The sequence below is a fragment of the Segatella copri genome, from assembly GCF_026015295.1.
Classification (GTDB): Bacteria; Bacteroidota; Bacteroidia; order Bacteroidales; family Bacteroidaceae; genus Prevotella; species Prevotella copri_C.
Map to the genome: position 1 here is coordinate 1619642 of NZ_JAPDUW010000001.1, position 18363 is coordinate 1638004.

15 protein-coding genes are annotated in these 18363 nt (G+C 44.8%); 6 read left to right on the top strand and 9 right to left on the bottom strand.

Translation table 11 applies throughout. The features are described from left to right. Positions 1-270, bottom strand: coding sequence for a 30S ribosomal protein S18 (gene rpsR / locus ONT18_RS07040; RefSeq protein WP_006847399.1), 270 nt, complete (start codon positions 268-270; stop codon positions 1-3). Between the two features lie 2 nt (positions 271-272). After that, a complete protein-coding gene (gene rpsF / locus ONT18_RS07045; RefSeq protein ID WP_006847398.1) occupies positions 273-617 on the bottom strand; it encodes a 30S ribosomal protein S6 in 345 nt (114 codons plus the stop codon). Between the two features lie 189 nt (positions 618-806). On the opposite strand from rpsF, the gene ONT18_RS07050 reads away from it, so the two are divergent. Beyond that, on the top strand, positions 807-1004 hold the full coding sequence (locus ONT18_RS07050; RefSeq protein WP_118153981.1) for a hypothetical protein: 198 nt from the start codon (positions 807-809) through the stop codon (positions 1002-1004). A 60-nt stretch (positions 1005-1064) separates the two neighbouring features. Here the strand turns inward: ONT18_RS07050 and rprY are convergent, their stop codons facing one another. The 3 genes from rprY to ONT18_RS07065 all read right to left on the bottom strand — a co-directional run bounded on the left by rprY (position 1065) and on the right by ONT18_RS07065 (position 5716). Beyond that, positions 1065-1763, bottom strand: coding sequence for a response regulator transcription factor RprY (gene rprY, locus ONT18_RS07055; RefSeq protein WP_117692264.1), 699 nt, complete (start codon positions 1761-1763; stop codon positions 1065-1067). Positions 1764-1822: 59 nt separating this feature from the next. Beyond that, a complete protein-coding gene (locus ONT18_RS07060) occupies positions 1823-3316 on the bottom strand; it encodes a sensor histidine kinase (protein WP_006847395.1) in 1494 nt (497 codons plus the stop codon). A 237-nt stretch (positions 3317-3553) separates the two neighbouring features. Next, positions 3554-5716 (bottom strand): elongation factor G, encoded by a 2163-nt coding sequence (locus ONT18_RS07065; RefSeq protein ID WP_006847394.1) that lies wholly within the window; start codon positions 5714-5716, stop codon positions 3554-3556. 228 nt (positions 5717-5944) lie between these two features. Here ONT18_RS07065 and hemW point away from each other — a divergent pair, with 228 nt between their 5' ends. Then, complete coding sequence (hemW, locus tag ONT18_RS07070) at positions 5945-7081, top strand: radical SAM family heme chaperone HemW (RefSeq protein ID WP_264904675.1); 1137 nt, start codon at positions 5945-5947, stop codon at positions 7079-7081. A 30-nt stretch (positions 7082-7111) separates the two neighbouring features. On the opposite strand, the gene ONT18_RS07075 is transcribed toward hemW, so the two are convergent. From ONT18_RS07075 to ONT18_RS07085, 3 genes are all read right to left on the bottom strand, one after another. Further along, positions 7112-7474, bottom strand: a complete 363-nt coding sequence (locus tag ONT18_RS07075; RefSeq protein ID WP_022121911.1) for a hypothetical protein — start codon at positions 7472-7474, stop codon at positions 7112-7114. A 271-nt stretch (positions 7475-7745) separates the two neighbouring features. Beyond that, a complete protein-coding gene (locus tag ONT18_RS07080) occupies positions 7746-9092 on the bottom strand; it encodes a citrate/2-methylcitrate synthase (RefSeq protein WP_117727882.1) in 1347 nt (448 codons plus the stop codon). A gap of 34 nt (positions 9093-9126) precedes the next feature. Then, positions 9127-11385 carry an aconitate hydratase gene (locus ONT18_RS07085; RefSeq protein ID WP_264906823.1) on the bottom strand — a complete coding sequence of 753 codons (2259 nt, stop codon included), beginning with the start codon at positions 11383-11385 and terminating at the stop codon, positions 9127-9129. A gap of 330 nt (positions 11386-11715) precedes the next feature. Between ONT18_RS07085 and trmD the strand changes: the two genes are divergently transcribed. Next, positions 11716-12390, top strand: coding sequence for a tRNA (guanosine(37)-N1)-methyltransferase TrmD (gene trmD / locus ONT18_RS07090; protein WP_006847387.1), 675 nt, complete (start codon positions 11716-11718; stop codon positions 12388-12390). A gap of 145 nt (positions 12391-12535) precedes the next feature. Here trmD and ONT18_RS07095 read toward each other — a convergent pair whose 3' ends face one another. Next, entirely contained in the window at positions 12536-13387 is an 852-nt protein-coding gene (locus ONT18_RS07095) for a patatin-like phospholipase family protein (protein WP_117727884.1), read from the bottom strand. A gap of 208 nt (positions 13388-13595) precedes the next feature. Here ONT18_RS07095 and ONT18_RS07100 point away from each other — a divergent pair, with 208 nt between their 5' ends. From ONT18_RS07100 to recJ, 3 genes are all read left to right on the top strand, one after another. Next, the gene (locus tag ONT18_RS07100) at positions 13596-15002 is read left to right on the top strand and encodes an aminopeptidase P family protein (protein ID WP_264904680.1); all 1407 of its coding nucleotides are present in this window, start codon (positions 13596-13598) and stop codon (positions 15000-15002) included. 83 nt (positions 15003-15085) lie between these two features. Further along, entirely contained in the window at positions 15086-16297 is a 1212-nt protein-coding gene (locus tag ONT18_RS07105) for an aminopeptidase C (protein WP_022121917.1), read from the top strand. A 266-nt stretch (positions 16298-16563) separates the two neighbouring features. Next, entirely contained in the window at positions 16564-18285 is a 1722-nt protein-coding gene (gene recJ, locus ONT18_RS07110; protein ID WP_006847382.1) for a single-stranded-DNA-specific exonuclease RecJ, read from the top strand. The last annotated feature ends 78 nt before the right edge of the window (positions 18286-18363 follow it).

Genomic DNA, 18363 nt, shown 5'->3' on the forward strand with positions numbered 1-18363 from the left:
TTACTTCATCAAATCGGTTACGTAAGGAAGCAAAGCGATCTGGCGAGCACGCTTTACAGCCTGTGCTACACGGCGCTGATACTTCAAAGATGTACCTGTGATACGACGTGGAAGGATTTTACCCTGCTCGTTCAAGAACTTCTTCAAGAACTCTGGATCCTTGTAGTCGATGTACTTAATACCGCTCTTCTTGAAACGGCAATACTTCTTCTTCTTTGTGTCGATAGAAGGAGCAGTCAAATAACGGATTTCTGATTTCTGATCTGCCATGATTAAGCCTCCTCTTTTTTACCAAGCTTTGCACGACGCTTCTCTGCGTAAGCGGCAGCATACTTGTCAAGTTTAACAGTCATGTAACGAATTACTTTCTCGTCGCGGCGATAAGCTGTTTCGAGCTTAGCGATAACAGTTGGCTCAGCCTTGAACTCAACCAAGCTGTAGAAGCCTGATGTCTTCTTCTCGATGTTGTAAGCCAACTTCTTCAAACCCCAAGCCTCTTTGTTCAGAATCTCAGCACCATTATCGGTGAGTACCTTCTCGAACTTAGCGACCGTTTCCTTCATCTGTTCATCAGACAAAACGGGAGTCAAAATGAAAACGGTTTCGTATTGATTCATACTACTTTAAATGATTAAATATTAATATAAAAATTCTCATGCAAACCGGAAAATGTGTGCGAAAACACAGCCTTTTCACGAATTGCGGTGCAAAATTACGACTTTTTCTTGAATTAACCAAATATTTTTCGTACTTTTGCACAAAATAATTGTTAATAGTATAAAAACAACCTCTAAATTGTAAAGAATATGGCAAAAATGAACAAGAAACTGATTACTCTGCTCCATACCCTACCATCTATGGGCATGGCTTTCATCGTTTTAGGCGTCCTGCTGATGGTGGCCAGCTTTGCGTTTTCCATTCAGGGAAACAGCGTACTCTTCGCTGGTCTCTTTTTCATCCTGGCAGGAATAGCAGGATTTGTATATTCATTAAAAAAAGGATAAGCCGGTCATCGACTTATCCTTTTTATATCTTTGAGAATCTTTTCCCAATTACAGAATCATTTAATCTTCGTTAGGAACTATCAGTTTGTATCCCTTACCATGGATATTGATGATTTCAATCTGAGGATCGTCCTTCAAATGCTTACGGAGTTTGGTGATATAAACATCCATTGAGCGTGCATTGAAGTAATTGTCATCAATCCAGATGGTCTTCAGAGCAAAATCACGCTGCAGAATCTCATTAGAGTGAGCACAGAGCAAAGCAAGAAGTTCATTCTCCTTGGTGGTAAGTTTGGTCTGCTTGTCACCAATGGTAAGAAGCTGCTTCTGTGTATCGAAGGTAAAGTCACCAATGTGATACATGGTAGACTCCTTGCTCTTCTTGCCACGTACGCGGCGGAGAATAGCCTCTACACGGAATACCAATTCTTCCATAGAGAAAGGTTTGGTGATATAATCATCAGCACCAATTTTGAAACCTTCAAGGATATCTTCCTTCAATGTCTTAGCAGTAAGGAAGATGATTGGGAGGTCGGCATTGGTCTGGCGAATTTCCTGTGCCAGGGTAAAGCCGTCCTTCTTTGGCATCATCACGTCGAGTACTGCAATATCAAACTTATTCTTATTGAATTCCTTATAACCTACCTCGCCATCAGGGCACAGAACTGTGGTAAATCCCTTTGCCTGCAAATATTCGCGAAGCAACATACCTAAATTTTCATCGTCCTCGCAAAGCAAGATTTTAATTTTCTCTTCCATATCTTTATTCTTTAAAATTATTAATATTCTTTTAATTCTTTATTCTGTTTCTTCAAGTCTTAACTGTGAATCACCGGCAACTTGATGGTAAAGGTTGTGCCCTTTCCCAATTCGCTGTCTACCTTAATTTCACCATCATGAAGATCTACTATCTTCTTGACATAAGCCAGTCCCAGTCCGAATCCCTTCACATCATGGACATTGCCCGTATGTACGCGGTAGAACTTGTCGAATATCTTCTTCAGATTCTCCTTCTTCATACCCAGACCGGTATCCGTAATCGAGAGATACAGATGTTCTTCATCATTCCAGGTCTTCATCGTAATGTTTAGCGGCTCGTCCGGCTTGCGATATTTCACAGCATTGTCCATCAGATTGAAGATGACATTCTGGAAATGCACCTCGTCAACATATAGTCCCGAATCGATGGCTTCGATATCGGTATAGACCTTACCACCAGTATGCTCAACGCGGAGCGAGAAGGAATTGGCAATATTCTCAACCATCTCGTTCAGATCGAGTTCTTTCTTCTTGAACACCGCCTTTTTGCGGTCGAACATACTCATCTGCAATACCTTTTCTACCAGAAAACGAAGACGCTTCGATTCATCGTTGATCACGTTACCCAGATGTTTCTGCATCTGTTCGCTCTTTGCCACCGAAGTATCATTGAGCATCTGCGCTGCCAGACTGATACTGGCTATCGGCGTCTTCAGTTCGTGGGTCATATTATTGATGAAGTCGTTCTTTATCTCAGTATATCTCTTTTGTCTGAAGATAACCACAATGGTAAAGATGAAAGTAATCAGCAGTACCAGCGTGAAGATGACACTAGGAATCATGAAGCGCACACTGGAGAAGATATAGCTGTTCATATCCGGAAAATGTACCCTTACTACACCCATCTTCGACTGTGGGTCGTTGCGGAAGAGCACCTGTGAGTAGCTGTATTCCTCACCCTCGTCCGTATAGTCAGGACAGCGGTAAACCTCTCGTCCATCCTGGGTAGTCACGGTGAAATGATAAGGTATGTTGATACCATTATTCATCATCTCAGCCTTGAGGTCCTGATCGAGCTGCTTGAAGTTGATTCTCTCCTTCAGCGGCTTGTCTGATGCCGAATAAAGGATAGAATATACCACCTCATCCAGCAACGCTTTCTGATAGACATAGCGGTTCTTCACGATTTCCTGAAGCGACTTCTGTGTTTCTGTCAGCGAATTCTTATCGCTACGCAGTATCATCGCCTTCGGCATATTGCCAGGATGTGTGGCATTTGTCTTCAGCTCGAAAGTTGAATAAACTGCCGTTCCCTTGTTCTTATCTTTATTGGCCTTACGTTCTGTCTCGTTGACATTCTTTTCGAGATAGCGCAGAGTTTCATTAAGCTCCAAATTTCTTGAAGCTTGATACAGGGCTCTGTTGACCGACTCGTCAAACTGTTCCTTCTTCATGTTTACCATCTCCTGGATGTAACTGAGCTGCAAGTAAAGCAGCGCAAGGAACGAAAAGCCCATGATAATGGCTATGGTCCAAATCGTTTTCTTCTTCATGGGGGCAAAGATAAGAAATTTCTTAATCAGTTAACTTAAAATCGTTAATTAATTATTTACTCTTTCTAGTTTTTAACATTTTTCTGCGTTTTTAGTTTCGTATATAAAACTATATTTTCATTTTTCATAAAAAAAAGAGAGGAAGTATACATATCACATGCACACTTCCCCATATTGGTCATATCAACATAAAATTTTAATTTATATAAGAGAGATTTTTCTCTAACCTAACAATTGCTATTCAGCATCCTTCTCCAATTCTGCCTCATGATCCGCAATCAGCTTACTCTGAATGTCGGAAGGAACCAACTCGTAGCTGGCAAACTTGGTAGTGAACGAAGCACGTCCACCAGTCAATGAACTCAGAGAGATGGAATAGCTGGCAAGTTCCTTCAGAGGAATCTTGGCACTCAGCTTCTGATAACCAGCCTCGCTGTCCATACCCATAATGAGAGCACGACGTCCCTGGAGATCACTCATCACATCACCCATGAAATCAGCAGGCACATAAACCTCAAGATCATAGATAGGCTCCAGAATCTTCGGACCAGCCTGTTTGAAGGCATCGCTGAACGCATGGCGGGCAGCAAGCATGAACGAAAGTTCATTACTATCTACTGGGTGCATCTTACCATCATAAACGATGACACGTACATCACGTGCATAACTGCCCGTCAACGGACCATGTTCCATACAGTCCATAACACCCTTCAGAATAGCTGGCATGAAGCGGGCATCAATGGCACCACCAACCACAGAGTTGAGGAATACCAGTTTACCACCCCATGGCAAACTAACCTCTTCACGGCTCTTGATATTCATCTTGAACTCCTGACCGTTGAAGGTAAATGACGTAGGATCAGGCATACCTTCTGCGTATGGTTCAACAATGAGATGCACCTCACCAAACTGACCAGAGCCACCACTCTGTTTCTTATGGCGGTAGTCAGCACGAGCCTTCTTGGTAATAGTCTCACGATAAGGAATACGTGGCTCTTCGAAAGTCACATTGAGTTTTTCGTTGTTTTCCAGACGCCACTTCAGCGTGCGGAGATGGAACTCGCCCTGTCCTCTTACGATTACCTGGCGCAATTCCTTGCTCTGATCAACAATCCAAGTAGGGTCTTCCTGGCGCATCTTCAGGAGTGCAGCCATCAGTTTCTCTGTATCCTGAACATTGGCAGCCTTGATAGCACGTGAATACTTAGGGTTAGGATATTTAATGAAGTCGAAACGCCACTCAGCTCCCTTACCATTAAGGGTATTGCCGGTCTTCACGTCCTTCATCTTCACGGTACAGCCAATATCACCAGCATTCAACTGCTCTACAGGCACACGGTTGGCACCCGCACAGGCATAAATCTGTCCGATACGCTCCTTGGAGCCACGATCTGCATTAGTCAGGTCGTCACCATTCTTGATAGAGCCGCTCATCACCTTGAAGTAGCTTACCTCACCGATATGAGGTTCCATACCAGTCTTGAAGAAGTAAACACTCTCAGGACCATTGCTGTCTGGCGTAATTTCCTCACCACGTGTATTATGCAGTTTCGGCATCTCGCTTACGAAAGGAACCACATTGCCAAGGAACTCCATCAGGCGGTGAACGCCCATCGACTTACCTGCACAAACGCAGAACACAGGGAAGATGCTACGGGTAACCAATCCCTTGCGGATGCCCTCGCGAAGTTCATCTTCTGTCAGACTCTCGCTCTCGAAGAACTTCTCCATCAGTCCCTCATCGTTCTCGGCTGCAGCCTCAACAAGAGCCGTATGAAGTTCCATGGCTTTCTCCATTTCCTCTTCTGGAATATCTTCAATAATAGGAGCACCGCCCTCAGGCTTCCAGGAATATTTTTTCATCAATAAGACGTCAATGAGAGCATTGAAGCCTGAACCGGTCTCAATAGGATATTGTATCTGCACACACTTAGAACCATAAATGTCCTTCATGGTGGCTATGATATTATCAAAGTCGCACTTGTCTGAGTCGAGCTGGTTTACCAGGAAGATGACAGGTTTACCCAACTTCTCTGTATAACGGAAGTTGTTCTGTGTACCTACTTCTGGACCATACTGACCATTGATAAGGATAACTGCCTGATCGGTAACATTGAGAGATGTAATGGCACCTCCCACGAAATCATCGCTACCTGGGCAATCTATAATGTTAAGCTTCTTGTTGTTCCACTCTACATGAAAAACTGTAGGGAACACAGAGTAGCCGTATTCCAACTCAACTGGGAAGTAGTCGCTCACCGTATTTTTCGCTTCTACAGAGCCTTTACGCTTGATAACGCCTGCTTCAAATAACATACTCTCGGCAAGTGTAGTCTTGCCGCTACCCGCACTGCCCAACAGCGCAATGTTTTTAATCTCATTTGTCTGATAAACTCTCATGACGCTTATAGATTTTTAAGGGTTATACTTAAATTTGCTAGTTGCAATCCACAGTCAAACCACCGGTTTTTCTGTTTCATGCTACTAAAGTACAAAAAAAATCGCACATTGCCAAAAGTTTTGGGCAAAAAACTTCTGTTTTTTAAAACATATTAGTACTTTTGCACTTTGTTTAGACATGTTTTTGTCTTTACACCTTATTATATATAGAAAAAGAAGTTCAGAAATATGGCAGGACTATACATACATATCCCCTTTTGTGAAAGCCGGTGCATCTACTGCGGTTTTTACAGTACCACCTCCCTCAAGTTAAGGGATGATTACACTGATGCTCTCTGCCGGGAGATGCAGATGCGCCCGGAAAAAGCCGCTCTCGGAAGCAATGAAACTATCGAAACCATTTATCTGGGCGGTGGAACCCCGAGTCAGCTCAACGGCTCCCAACTCAACCAGATTTTCTCTGCTATCAGAAAAAACTATACGCTGGCAGAGAATATGGAGATCACGATGGAATGCAATCCGGACGATGTAACCGGTGATTTCTGTGAGACGCTGAAGCAACTCCCCATCAACCGCATCAGCATGGGGGCGCAGACCTTCAGCAATGAGCGCTTACACTTTCTGCATCGCCGTCATAACGCCAGAGAGGTAGAAGAAGCCGTCGACCGGCTCCACAACATCGGCATCCGCAATATCAGTATCGACCTGATGTTCGGATTCCCCGAAGAATCTCTTTCCCAATGGATGAGCGATATCAGGCACGCCATACAGCTGGATGTGGAACACATATCTGCCTACAGTCTGATGTACGAAGAGGGAACTCCCCTCTACCATATGCTGAAACAGGGAAAGATTAGCGAAATAGATGAAGAAACCAGTCGCAAGATGTATGAAACCCTGATAGACCAGCTTACTGGAGCAGGCTACGAACATTATGAAATCAGCAATTTTGCCCGTCCGGGGTTCCGTTCACGCCACAACAGCAGTTACTGGCACGAGGTACCATATATCGGAATAGGAGCAGCCGCCCACTCCTACAATAGGAAGCAGCGCAGCTGGAATATCGAAAATATCCAGACTTATATTCGAAGCATCGGCGATGGCATTCTGCCTTCTGAGAGTGAACAGCTAGATATTTCCACCCGATACAATGATCTGATAACAACCGCCTTGCGAACAAGCGACGGAATAAATCTCATGAAGATGGAGCAGGAATTCGGAAAAGAACTGGCAGACAGACTGTTCCAGGAAGCCCAGTCGCATATCAGCCGGGGGCTGATGAAAATAAAGAACGGCAGGCTCTCCCTCACTCGGGAAGGTCTTTACATATCGGATGATGTGATGAGTGATTTCATGATTATATAATGGTTTCAATAAACAAAAAAGCCTTGGAATCTAATTCCAAGGCTCTAATTTCTTTAAACCATTTTTCTTGTATACTTCATAATAAAAAGCTTTAATGCTCTTGACCACTTGTATGGTAGATTTCTTTTTCTGCAACATAGGCTTAACCAGCTGCATCACAGCAAAACAAACTACCACAATAAGCAATACTACTGCCCAAGAGAGAATCTCACTTTGAATATCCAAAATTGGCTGGAGGCCAATGCCCAAAGCCACAGGCAGAATAAAACAGACCCAATCTATCGGGCTGTCAAGCTTGGTTGATTCGATATATTCATCGCGTAGTGCTTTTGGAGCATTCAAGATTAATCTTTTCTGGTGCTTATTCCAGTAATCTTCAAATTCTTTTTCCATGCAATCCATTTACTGTTTTGTCTTAAAACTAGACGGTTAAAACTTCAATACTTATACTTTTCTTTATACTTTTCGGCTACAAAGATAAGAATAATTATTCATTTCTCCAAAATTACAACATACTACTTTGAATATTTAACGTATATTAATTCTAATGGTCAAAACAAAAACTTCACTGCATCACTTGACAATAGCCTGCTTGTATATAGACTGGAAAAGGCAACACCCAACGACGGGCATTGCCTTTCTTGTATAATAACAAAGAGGAATTTTATCTCTCATTAAGTGGCTTATACTCCAGTTCGCCAAGAATATTCTTATATGCAGGACGGATAATACGACGGCCTTCGAAATTGAGTTCTTCAATACGATGGGCTGTCCAACCCACGATACGTGCCATGGCGAAAATAGGTGTATAGATTTCCTGTGGCAAACCAATCATTTCATAGATAAAGCCACTGTAGAAATCAAGATTTGCACACGCTGGCTTGCTGCCTCCACGGTGTTCCTGCAGACATTTGATACCTTCCTGCTCTATCAGCTTCAGGAAATTATACTCGTCTTCTCTCCCCTTTTCCTTGGCAAGTTCACCTGCCAGGCGCTTCAGTTCAACGGCACGTGGGTCACTCAAAGTATAGACCGCATGACCGATACCATAAATGAGACCTGTCTTGTCATAAGCCTCCTTGTTGAGCATTCGCTTAAGGTAAGTATCAAGTTCAGTTACATTACCCCAATCCTTGATAGCTTCTTTCAAGTGGTGGAACATATTGATAACCTTGATATTGGCACCACCATGCAAAGGACCCTTCAAACTACCGATACCAGCAGCAATAGAACTGTAAGTATCTGTACGGGTAGAAGATGTTACACGTACTGTAAAGGTTGAGTTGTTACCACCACCATGTTCTGCCTGGATAATCAGGAGAAGGTCGAGCATACGGGCATCCAGTTCGGAATAGTTTTCATGCTTCATCATATAAAGAAAGTTCTCTGCAATAGAGAGATTCTCACGAGGATGACGAATATGTAGACTTCTACCCTGAACAGAGTGACGGTAGATGTTGTATGCATAAGCAATGATAGTTGGGAACTTGGCAATCAACTCAATACTCTGGCGCATCAGATTGTCACGGCTGATGTCATCCGGATTCGGATCGAAGGTGTACATTTCGAGCACACAACGGGCCAGGATGTTCATGATGTTGCTGCCTTCCAGCTCGATGATATGGGTAATCGTACGATGATCAAGCGGCATATTATCGTTCAGAAGTTCTCTGAAAGCATCCAATTCCTCCTTATCAGGCAACTGACCCGAGAGTAGCAGGAAGGCTACTTCCTCGAATCCGAAACGCTTCTCCTTCAAGAGAGGAGTTACCAGATCATCAAGTTCATAACCACGATAATAAAGTTTACCTTCTGTAGGAGTCAACTTACCTTCTGCATCGCGCTCATAACCCACTACATTACCGATATTGGTCAGTCCGACCAACACACCAGAGCCATCCTCATTACGAAGTCCACGCTTCACATTGAACTTCTTGAATGCATCCTTATCAATCTTGCATGAGTTTTTTACCTCATCGCTTAATTTATATATTAAATATTCTTTATTCATAACCGTTACTTTTTTAGCTGCATGGCTACAACTATTATTTCTTTGCTGCAAAATTCAATGCAGAACCAGCCTTAAACCATGCAATCTGTGTATCATTATAAGTATGCTCAACCTCGAAACTATCCTCAGAACCATCCTTGTGCTTCAGGGTGACGGTGAGTTTAGAACCTGGAGCAAACTCCTTCAAACCTGTCAAAGAGATGCGGTCATCCTCCTGCACCTTATTATAATCATCCTTGTTGCAGAATGTGAGGGCAAGCATACCCTGCTTCTTCAGGTTGGTTTCGTGGATGCGGGCGAAACTCTTGGCGAGAATCACCTTCACGTTGAGGAAACGAGGCTCCATAGCTGCATGCTCACGGGAAGAACCTTCACCATAGTTATCCTCTGCCACCACGATGCTGCTGATGCCTTTTGCCTTGTAAGCCTTGGCAGCGGTAGAAACCTCGACATAAGCACCATCCAACTGGTTCTTCACCTTATTACTCTCACCGTTAAAGGCATTAACGGCACCCATTAAAAGGTTGTCGGAGATGTTCTGCAAATGTCCACGGAACTTCAGCCAAGGACCCGCCATAGAGATGTGGTCGGTGGTACATTTGCCCTCGGTTTTGATAAGAAGCGGCATATCTGTCAGGTCTTTTCCATCCCATGGAGCAAACGGAGCAAGTTTCTGGAGTCGGTTGCTGTCAGGCGCAATAACTACCTCTACATTGGCATTTTCTTCGCTTGGAGCAATGAATCCCTTATCCTCTACGGCAAACCCCTTAGGTGGGAAGGTGAAACCTGTAGGCGCATCGAGCATCACGCTGTTGCCATCCTTATCCAGCAAGGTATCAGTAGCCGGATTGAAGTCGAGACGGCCCGCAATGGTGAGAGCCACGGTGAGCTCTGGACTGCCGATGAAGGCAAACGTATTAGGGTTACCATCAGCACGGCGGCGAAAGTTTCGGTTGAAAGAGGTAACGATGGCATTCTTGCGCGAATTATCATCGGTATGACGCTTCCACTGTCCGATGCAAGGACCGCAGGCATTGGTCATGATGAGGGCTCCAATCTTCTTGAAATCATCGAGGATACCATCACGCTCAGCTGTATAGCGAATCTGCTCTGAACCCGGGTTGATGATAAGCTGTCCCTTCACCTCAATACCTTTCTCATAAGCCTGACGGGCAATGCTGGCAGCACGGGCCAAGTCCTGATAAGAAGAGTTGGTACAGCTACCTACCAATCCTACTTCTACTACCATCGGATAATCGTTGGCAGGACCTTTTGCCTTCATGTGAGAGATTGGTGTAGCTGCATCTGGAGTGAACGGACCGTTAAGATGAGGTTCAACCTTAGAAAGGTCGATTTCAACAATCTGGTCGTAGAAAGCAGACGGATCTGCCAACACCTCATCATCAGCACGGAGTTCGGCTGCATTCATCTGTGCGAGAGATGCAATTTCTTCACGGCCTGTCTTGCGGAGATACTCGCTGGCATTCTGGTCGAATGGGAAGATAGAGCATGTGGCACCCAATTCGGCTCCCATGTTACAGATGGTAGCCTTGCCGGTGGTAGAGATGCTGTCCAATCCCTCGCCGAAGTATTCGAGGATGGCATTGGTTCCGCCCTTTACGGTAAGGATGCCGAGGATTTCGAGAATCACATCCTTAGGAGTGGCCCAGCCAGAGAGTTTGCCTGTAAGATGCACACCAATGAGACGTGGCATCTTGAGTTCCCAAGGCTGACCGGTCAACACATCTACGGCATCAGCACCACCTACACCTACGGCCACCATGCCGAGACCACCAGCATTAGGAGTATGAGAATCGGTACCCACCATCATACCTCCAGGGAATGCATAGTTTTCGAGCACTACCTGATGGATGATTCCGGCACCAGGTCCCCAGAATCCGATATGATATTTCTGAGAAACAGACTTCAGGAAGTCATATACCTCTTTATTAGTCTTACATGCCTCAGGAAGGTCTTGCGTAGCACCCACATCGGCACGGATCAAGTGATCACAATGTACGGAAGCAGGTACGACCACCTTGTCCTTACCCGCATTCATGAACTGCAAGAGTGCCATTTGCGCAGTCGCATCCTGCATCGCCACGCGATTAGGACGGAAGTCAACATATTCTATACCTCTTTTATATGGTCGCAACTGTGTAGGGTCGAAAAGATGCGCAAAGAGCACCTTCTCGGCATAAGTAAGAGGTCGTTTCACCGTAGCCTTAGCCTGGGCTACACTTTCCGAATACGAAGCGTAAAAGCTTCTCAGCATTTCAATGTCCAATATCATCTTGTTCACAATTTTAATTAATTATACACTCTTTCGAGCAATTCTGTTTGCAAAAATACAACTTTTTCTACAAATAGTAGCATGTTTTATCGAAAATTTATCATTTTGATATGATTTTTCTGTTTTTTGATAATTTTGTTGCATATTTATACGTTAATCACTCTCTTTCTCCGGAAAAGCAGGATTATGATATGAAAAGACAAGAATGGCTACAGAAAGGCAGGAAAACAGAGAAAAAAGAAAGGAAAGTGAAGAAAAGAGGAGTTAAAATGAAAGAAAAAGCAAAATTTTTTGGTACTCTCCGCATTATTTATTATTTTTGCAGATGTTATGAGAATAGACATTATTACAGTATTACCAGAGATGCTGGAGGGATTCTTCAATGAGTCCATTCTAGCACGTGCGCAGAAGAAGGGTCTAGCGGAGATTCATCTGCACAACCTGCGTGACTACACATTAGATAAATGGAAGCGTGTGGACGACTATCCATACGGCGGAAGTGCCGGCATGGTGATGCAATGTGAACCAATAGACCGCTGCATTGCTGCACTGAAGGCAGAGCGCGAGTATGATGACGTGATTTATGTTTCGCCAGATGGTGAAACTTTCAACCAGAAGATAGCCAACGAAATGTCGATGCAGGGTAACCTCATCATCCTCTGCGGTCACTACAAGGGTATTGACCAGCGTGTGCGCGACCATCTCATTACCCGAGAAATCAGTGTAGGTGATTATGTGCTGACGGGTGGCGAACTTGCTGCAGCCATCATCTCAGATGCCGTCATCCGACTGGTTCCGGGTGTTATCAGCGACGAACAGAGTGCACTTTCCGACTGTTTCCAGGACGACATTCTTGCCGCCCCTATCTACACCCGTCCTGCCGACTACAAGGGATGGAAGGTGCCGGAGATTCTGCTCAGTGGCAACGAAGCCAAGATTCGCCAGTGGGAATTCGACCAGGCCATGGAAAGAACCAAGCGCCTGCGCCCTGACCTGCTGAAATAAGAAGAAATCATTGCTGATTACTATCATACCCAGAATGGTGGTTTTTAGACACGGTGTAATCCGTTCCTAAAAACCACCGTTCTACTCATTCTCAAGCCATATACTAAAACTCTACACCTTATTTATCAACTACACCTTATTAATATTATTCTTTTTCTACGCATTTTTCGCAGAAAGCCTCACCCAGCATGAAACCTTCTTCGTAGAGGCGTTCCAGTTTATCGGTATCCTTCTCTATTCTGCCAACTTCCAACGGACGGATTGGACGGATACAGGTAATCTTACCCGCAGCCTCCAGATCATCTACAAGCTGGATCTGTTCGTTATAAGCCCGATGACGGTGACTCAGAGCCACACGCAGGCGAGGATAGTTCTTATATAAATAAGGTATCTTATGGTCTTTGCCCATATCACGCCATCCTTTGTTGCGAGTCAGGACAACCACATTGTGTTGCCACCCCATGTCAATGGCGTGCTGTACCGGAATACTGTCCGCAATACCACCATCCAACATCGGAATGCCATCCACTTCCACAATCTTGCTCACATATGGCAAACTGCTGGAAGCACGCACAACATCCAGTGCACGCTGCCTGTCATGATTCTCGGAAAGATACATAGCCTTGCCCGTAAGACAATTGGTAGTAACCATCTCGAAACCATCGGCATACTTAAAATAGGTATCAAAATCGAAAGGCAAGAGCTGGTTCGGAAACTTATCGTAGAGCAATTTGCGGTCGAAGATACACCCCTGAGTCACCAGATGGCGAATACCGATATACTGGTATCGGGCCAGATAATCGATGTTAGAGATACGGGCACGCCGAGGTTGGCGGCTCATATACGACATGCCATTACATGCCCCAGCCGATACAGCCACCGTATAAGGGAAATGAACATCATGCTTCATGAAGGCATCCAGTACCCCACTAGTGAAGACCCCTCGCATGCCTCCTCCCTCAAGAACCAAACCTGTTGTTTTCAAATTCAATTTCATAACACACTCTCTGCTTTTAAAATTCTGAAAATAATTATATTTTGCTCGCAGCATAGACAATTTTCTTACATTTTGTCTAGCAAAAAGCCGTTTTTATATTAATTATTTATAAATTTACGCGTTTTATTCAATTTTGCTTGCAAAGATACGTATTTTTTGGGAAATAATTGCTAACTTTGCAAGCAAAATAATGTAAAATACTAAAAATATGTTCAGCAAAGAGACTTACATCAGCCGCAGACAGGAGCTGAAGAAACTTGTGAAAAGCGGCGTAATTATACTTTTCGGAAACAACAATTCACCATGTAATTTCCCTAATAACGGATATTACCCTTTCCGTCAGGACTCGACATTCCTCTATTATTTCGGATTGCAGCGCGACGGTCTGGTAGGTGTGATAGATATAGACAACGATATTGAAACCCTGATTGGCGACGACATCGACCTCGTAGACATCGTATGGTACGGAAGCGTTGACAGTGTTCACGATCTTGCAGCGCAGGTAGGCGTTCACAACTCAGCACCTATGAAAACGCTCAAGACTATCTGCAACGACGCCATGTCGAAGAAGCGCAAGATTCATTTCCTGCCACCTTACCGCTACGACATCAAGCTGCAGGTATTCGACCTTCTGGGCATCCATCCTAACCAGCAGAAAGAAGAGGCCAGCATGGACCTCATCAAGGCTGTTGTGAAGATGCGTTCAACTAAGACCCAGGAAGAAATCGAGGAATTGGAGCGTGCTGCTGTCATCGGATACAAGATGCATACCACAGCGATGAAGCTCGTACGTCCGGGTGTGACAGAAAAATATGTTGCAGGTCAGGTAAGCGGCATTGCCCACTCTTACGGAGCCATGGTCAGTTTCCCAACCATCTTCAGTCAGCACGGTGAAATTCAGCATGGTTATCCATCTATGAATGTACTGGAAGAAGGCAGACTGGCACTCTGTGATGCAGGTGCAGAAACTATGAACAACTACTGTTCAGACAACACCCGCACCATGCCGGTGAGCGGAAAGTTCAGCCAGCGCCAGTTGGAAATCTACTCTATTGTAGAAGAATGCCACGACCATGCACTGGATGTAGCCAAGCCAGGCGTAAAATGGGCAGACGTACACTTCTCTGTTTGCCGCCTGCTCTTCGACCGCATGAAGGAACTCGGACTTGCAAAGGGTGATACAGAAGAGGCTGTAAAGGCTGGAGCACACGCCATGTTCCTGCCTCATGGTTTGGGCCACATGATGGGAATGGATGTTCACGACATGGAGAACCTCGACCAGATTAACGTTGGTTTCGACGAAGAGGTACGCCCTAATCTGGAGCAATTCGGTACCAACTGCCTGCGTATGGGTCGCCGTCTGCAGGAAGGTTTCGTGGTAACCGACGAGCCGGGAGTTTACTTCATCCCTGCCCTCATCGACGACTGGAAGGCATCCGGTCACTGTGCAGAATTCCTCAACTTCGACAAGATTGAGACCTATAAAGATTTCGGTGGTATCCGAATTGAGGACGATGTACTCATCACCAAAGATAGTTGCAGATTCCTGGGCAAAGACCGCATACCTTATCATCCAAAAGATGTTGAGGAGTTCATGGCAGCCAACAAGGAATAAAATTCCTGAAAGAGAAATCATTTCAGAAAAAGGAATCAGAGAGAAGATATAACAAGAACATTAATATAAAGAGAAAAGAATTCATGAAGAAAACTATGATTGTTGCAGCCTTGATGGCTTTGGTAGCCACAGGAGCAAATGCGAAGAAAGCTGCAGACTCTGCAGAAGTAGCAAAGAACAAACCTGTATTTACTGTAGTAAAGCAGAATCCTATCACTAGCATCAAGGACCAGAACCGCAGTGGTACGTGCTGGGCTTACTCTACCCTCAGCTACTTCGAGAGCGAAATCTTGAAGAAGACAGGCAAGACCTACGACCTCAGCGAAATGTTCGTAGCCAACAAGACTTATATGGACCGCGCCACAGTGGCTGTAAGAATGCACGGCGACGTGAGCTTCTCTGAGGGTGGTAGCGCCTACGATGTTCTCTATGCTTTGCAGCACTATGGTATTGTACCTGAGTCTGCCATGCCTGCACCAGGTTCATTGACAGGTGACTCTTTGGCTAACTTCGGTGAGTTCTTCAATGTAATGACTCCATACGTAGAGGCAGTAGCAAAGAGCACAGCTAAGAAGCTTTCTCCAGCCTGGAAGAGCGGTCTTCAGGGCATCATCGACTCTTATATCGGTAAGGCTCCTGAGAAGTTTACATACGAGGGCAAGCAGTATACTCCACAGAGTTTCTGCCAGAGCCTCGGTTTGAATCTTGATGATTATGTAACCATTACCAGCTACACCCACCACCCAATGTGGAGCAAGTTTGCTGTTGAGGTACAGGACAACTGGCGCTGGCCTTTGAGCTACAACGTTCCTATGGAAGACATCTGCAAGATTATCGACAACGCTGTAAACAACGGTTACACAGTAGCTTGGGGAGGTGACGTAACAGAAGACGGTTTCACTCGCAAGGGTCTCGGTATCGCTTACGACGTAAAGAAGGTTCGCTCTATGGCCGGTACAGATGCTGACCATTGGTTCAAGCTCTCTAAGGACGAGAAGAAGGAGAAGTTTGATTCTCTCGGCGTAAATGCTCCTGAGATTGTTCCTACACAGGCTATGCGTCAGGAAGCATTCGACAATTGGGAGACAACTGACGACCACGGTATGCACATCTACGGTATCGCTAAGGATCAGAACGGCAAGGAGTACTACATGGTTAAGAACTCTTGGGGCGAGTATGGTGACTACAAGGGAACCTGGTACATGACCAAGGCTTTCGTAGCTTACAAGACTATGGACTTCATGGTTAACAAGAACGCCCTTCCTAAGGACATCCGCAAGAAGCTCGGAATCTAGGAGAGTTTTTATAGTTAAAAGTTTATAGTTAACAGTCTATAGGTTTTCTATGGACATTCTCCTAAACAAAAATATTCAAGGGGCAGCAAACCGATGAGTTTGCTGCCTTTTTTGTTGCCAAGAAAATCTCTTATTTACTTATTTTGGGTTGCCAACAAGTCTTATTTTTACTTATTTCTAGGTAATTTAGTAAAATTCCTCCCTAAACATTTCCTTTTGTCATTTTATTTTCGTAACTTTGGGGGCAGAAATAAAAAATAATTAAAATGCATTTTAAATGGAATTACGAATCACCAACACCTGAACAGCAAAAAGCAGCTGAAGAATTAGGCGCCAAGCTAAATATGAGCCCAGTTCTTGCCCATTTGCTCATCAAGCGAGAGATTACGACAGAGTCTGCAGCCAAACGGTTTTTCCGTCCACAACTCTCAGATCTCATCAATCCATTCCTGATGAAAGACATGGACATTGCCGTAGACCGCCTGAACGATGCTATGGGTAGAAAGGAACGTATCCTTGTTTACGGAGACTATGACGTAGACGGATGCACCGCCGTTGCCCTGGTGTACAAATTCTTGCAGCAATTCTATTCAAACATCGACTACTACATTCCCGACCGCTACGACGAAGGTTACGGAGTGAGTAAGAAAGGAATTGATTTTGCTCATCAGACTGGTGTAAAACTGATTATTATTCTAGACTGCGGAATCAAGGCTATTCAGGAGATAGAATATGCCAAGAGTCTGGGAATAGACTTCATCATCTGCGACCATCACGTTCCTGACGATGTGATGCCACCTGCTGTGGCCATACTCAATCCGAAGCGTCCTGACGATCCATTCCCATTCAAGCATCTCTGCGGATGCGGTGTAGGATTCAAGTTTATGCAGGCTTTTGCCAAGAACAACAACATTCCGTTCTCCAGGCTCATTCCTCTGCTCGACTTCTGCGCTGTGAGTATTGCTGCCGACATTGTGCCGGTGGTAGATGAGAACAGAATACTCGCCTTCCATGGTCTTAAGTTGCTGAATACCAATCCAAGTATCGGTCTGAAATCCATCATCGACATCTGCGGACTGAACGGACGCGAGCTCTCTATGAGCGATATTGTGTTCAAGATTGGTCCCCGCATCAATGCTTCAGGCAGAATGGAGAACGGCAAGCTGAGCGTAGATCTGCTGGTAGAAAGAGACTATTCCTCAGCCCTGCGCATGGCCAGACACATCAATGAGTACAATGAGCAGCGCAAAGACATAGACAAGCAGATGACTGAAGAAGCCAACGGCATCGTATCGCGTCTGGAAAGCATGAAACACAACTCCAGCATCGTGCTCTATGATGAAGGTTGGAAAAAGGGAGTCATTGGCATTGTTGCTTCCCGACTCACCGAAATCTACTTCCGCCCTACCATTGTTCTGACCCGGGATGGTGATATGGCTACAGGTTCAGCACGTAGCGTAACGGGATTTGACATCTACTCAGCCATCAAGAGTTGCCGCGACCTCCTGCTCAATTTCGGTGGTCATACCTATGCTGCCGGACTTACCTTGAAGTGGGATAAGGTTAGAGAGTTCAGAGACAGGTTCCAGCATTATGTAGAAGAGCATATTTCGCCTCAACAGACAGAACCGATGCTCAACATAGATGCTGAAATTGACTTTAAAGACATTACCAAGCATCTGCAGGCCGACTTGAAGCGCTTCTCTCCTTTCGGTCCATGTAACCAGAAACCTATTTTCTGCACCAACCGGGTATATGATTATGGTACCAGTAAGGTGGTGGGCAGAGAACAGGAACACATCAAGTTGGAACTGGTAGACTCAAAATCGAGCACGGTCTTAAACGGCATCGCTTTCGGTCAGAGTGCAGCTGCCCGCTACATCAAGAGTAAGCGAAGTTTCGACATAGCCTTCACCATCGAAGAGAATATTTTTAAGAAAAACCAAGTTCAACTTCAGATAGAAGACATCCGTCCAAACGAAGGATGAGGTACTTAGCCCTATGCATGGATTAGGCACTGATTACTCGGATTACACGGATTTGTAGAGCAAATCCGTCAGGACGCA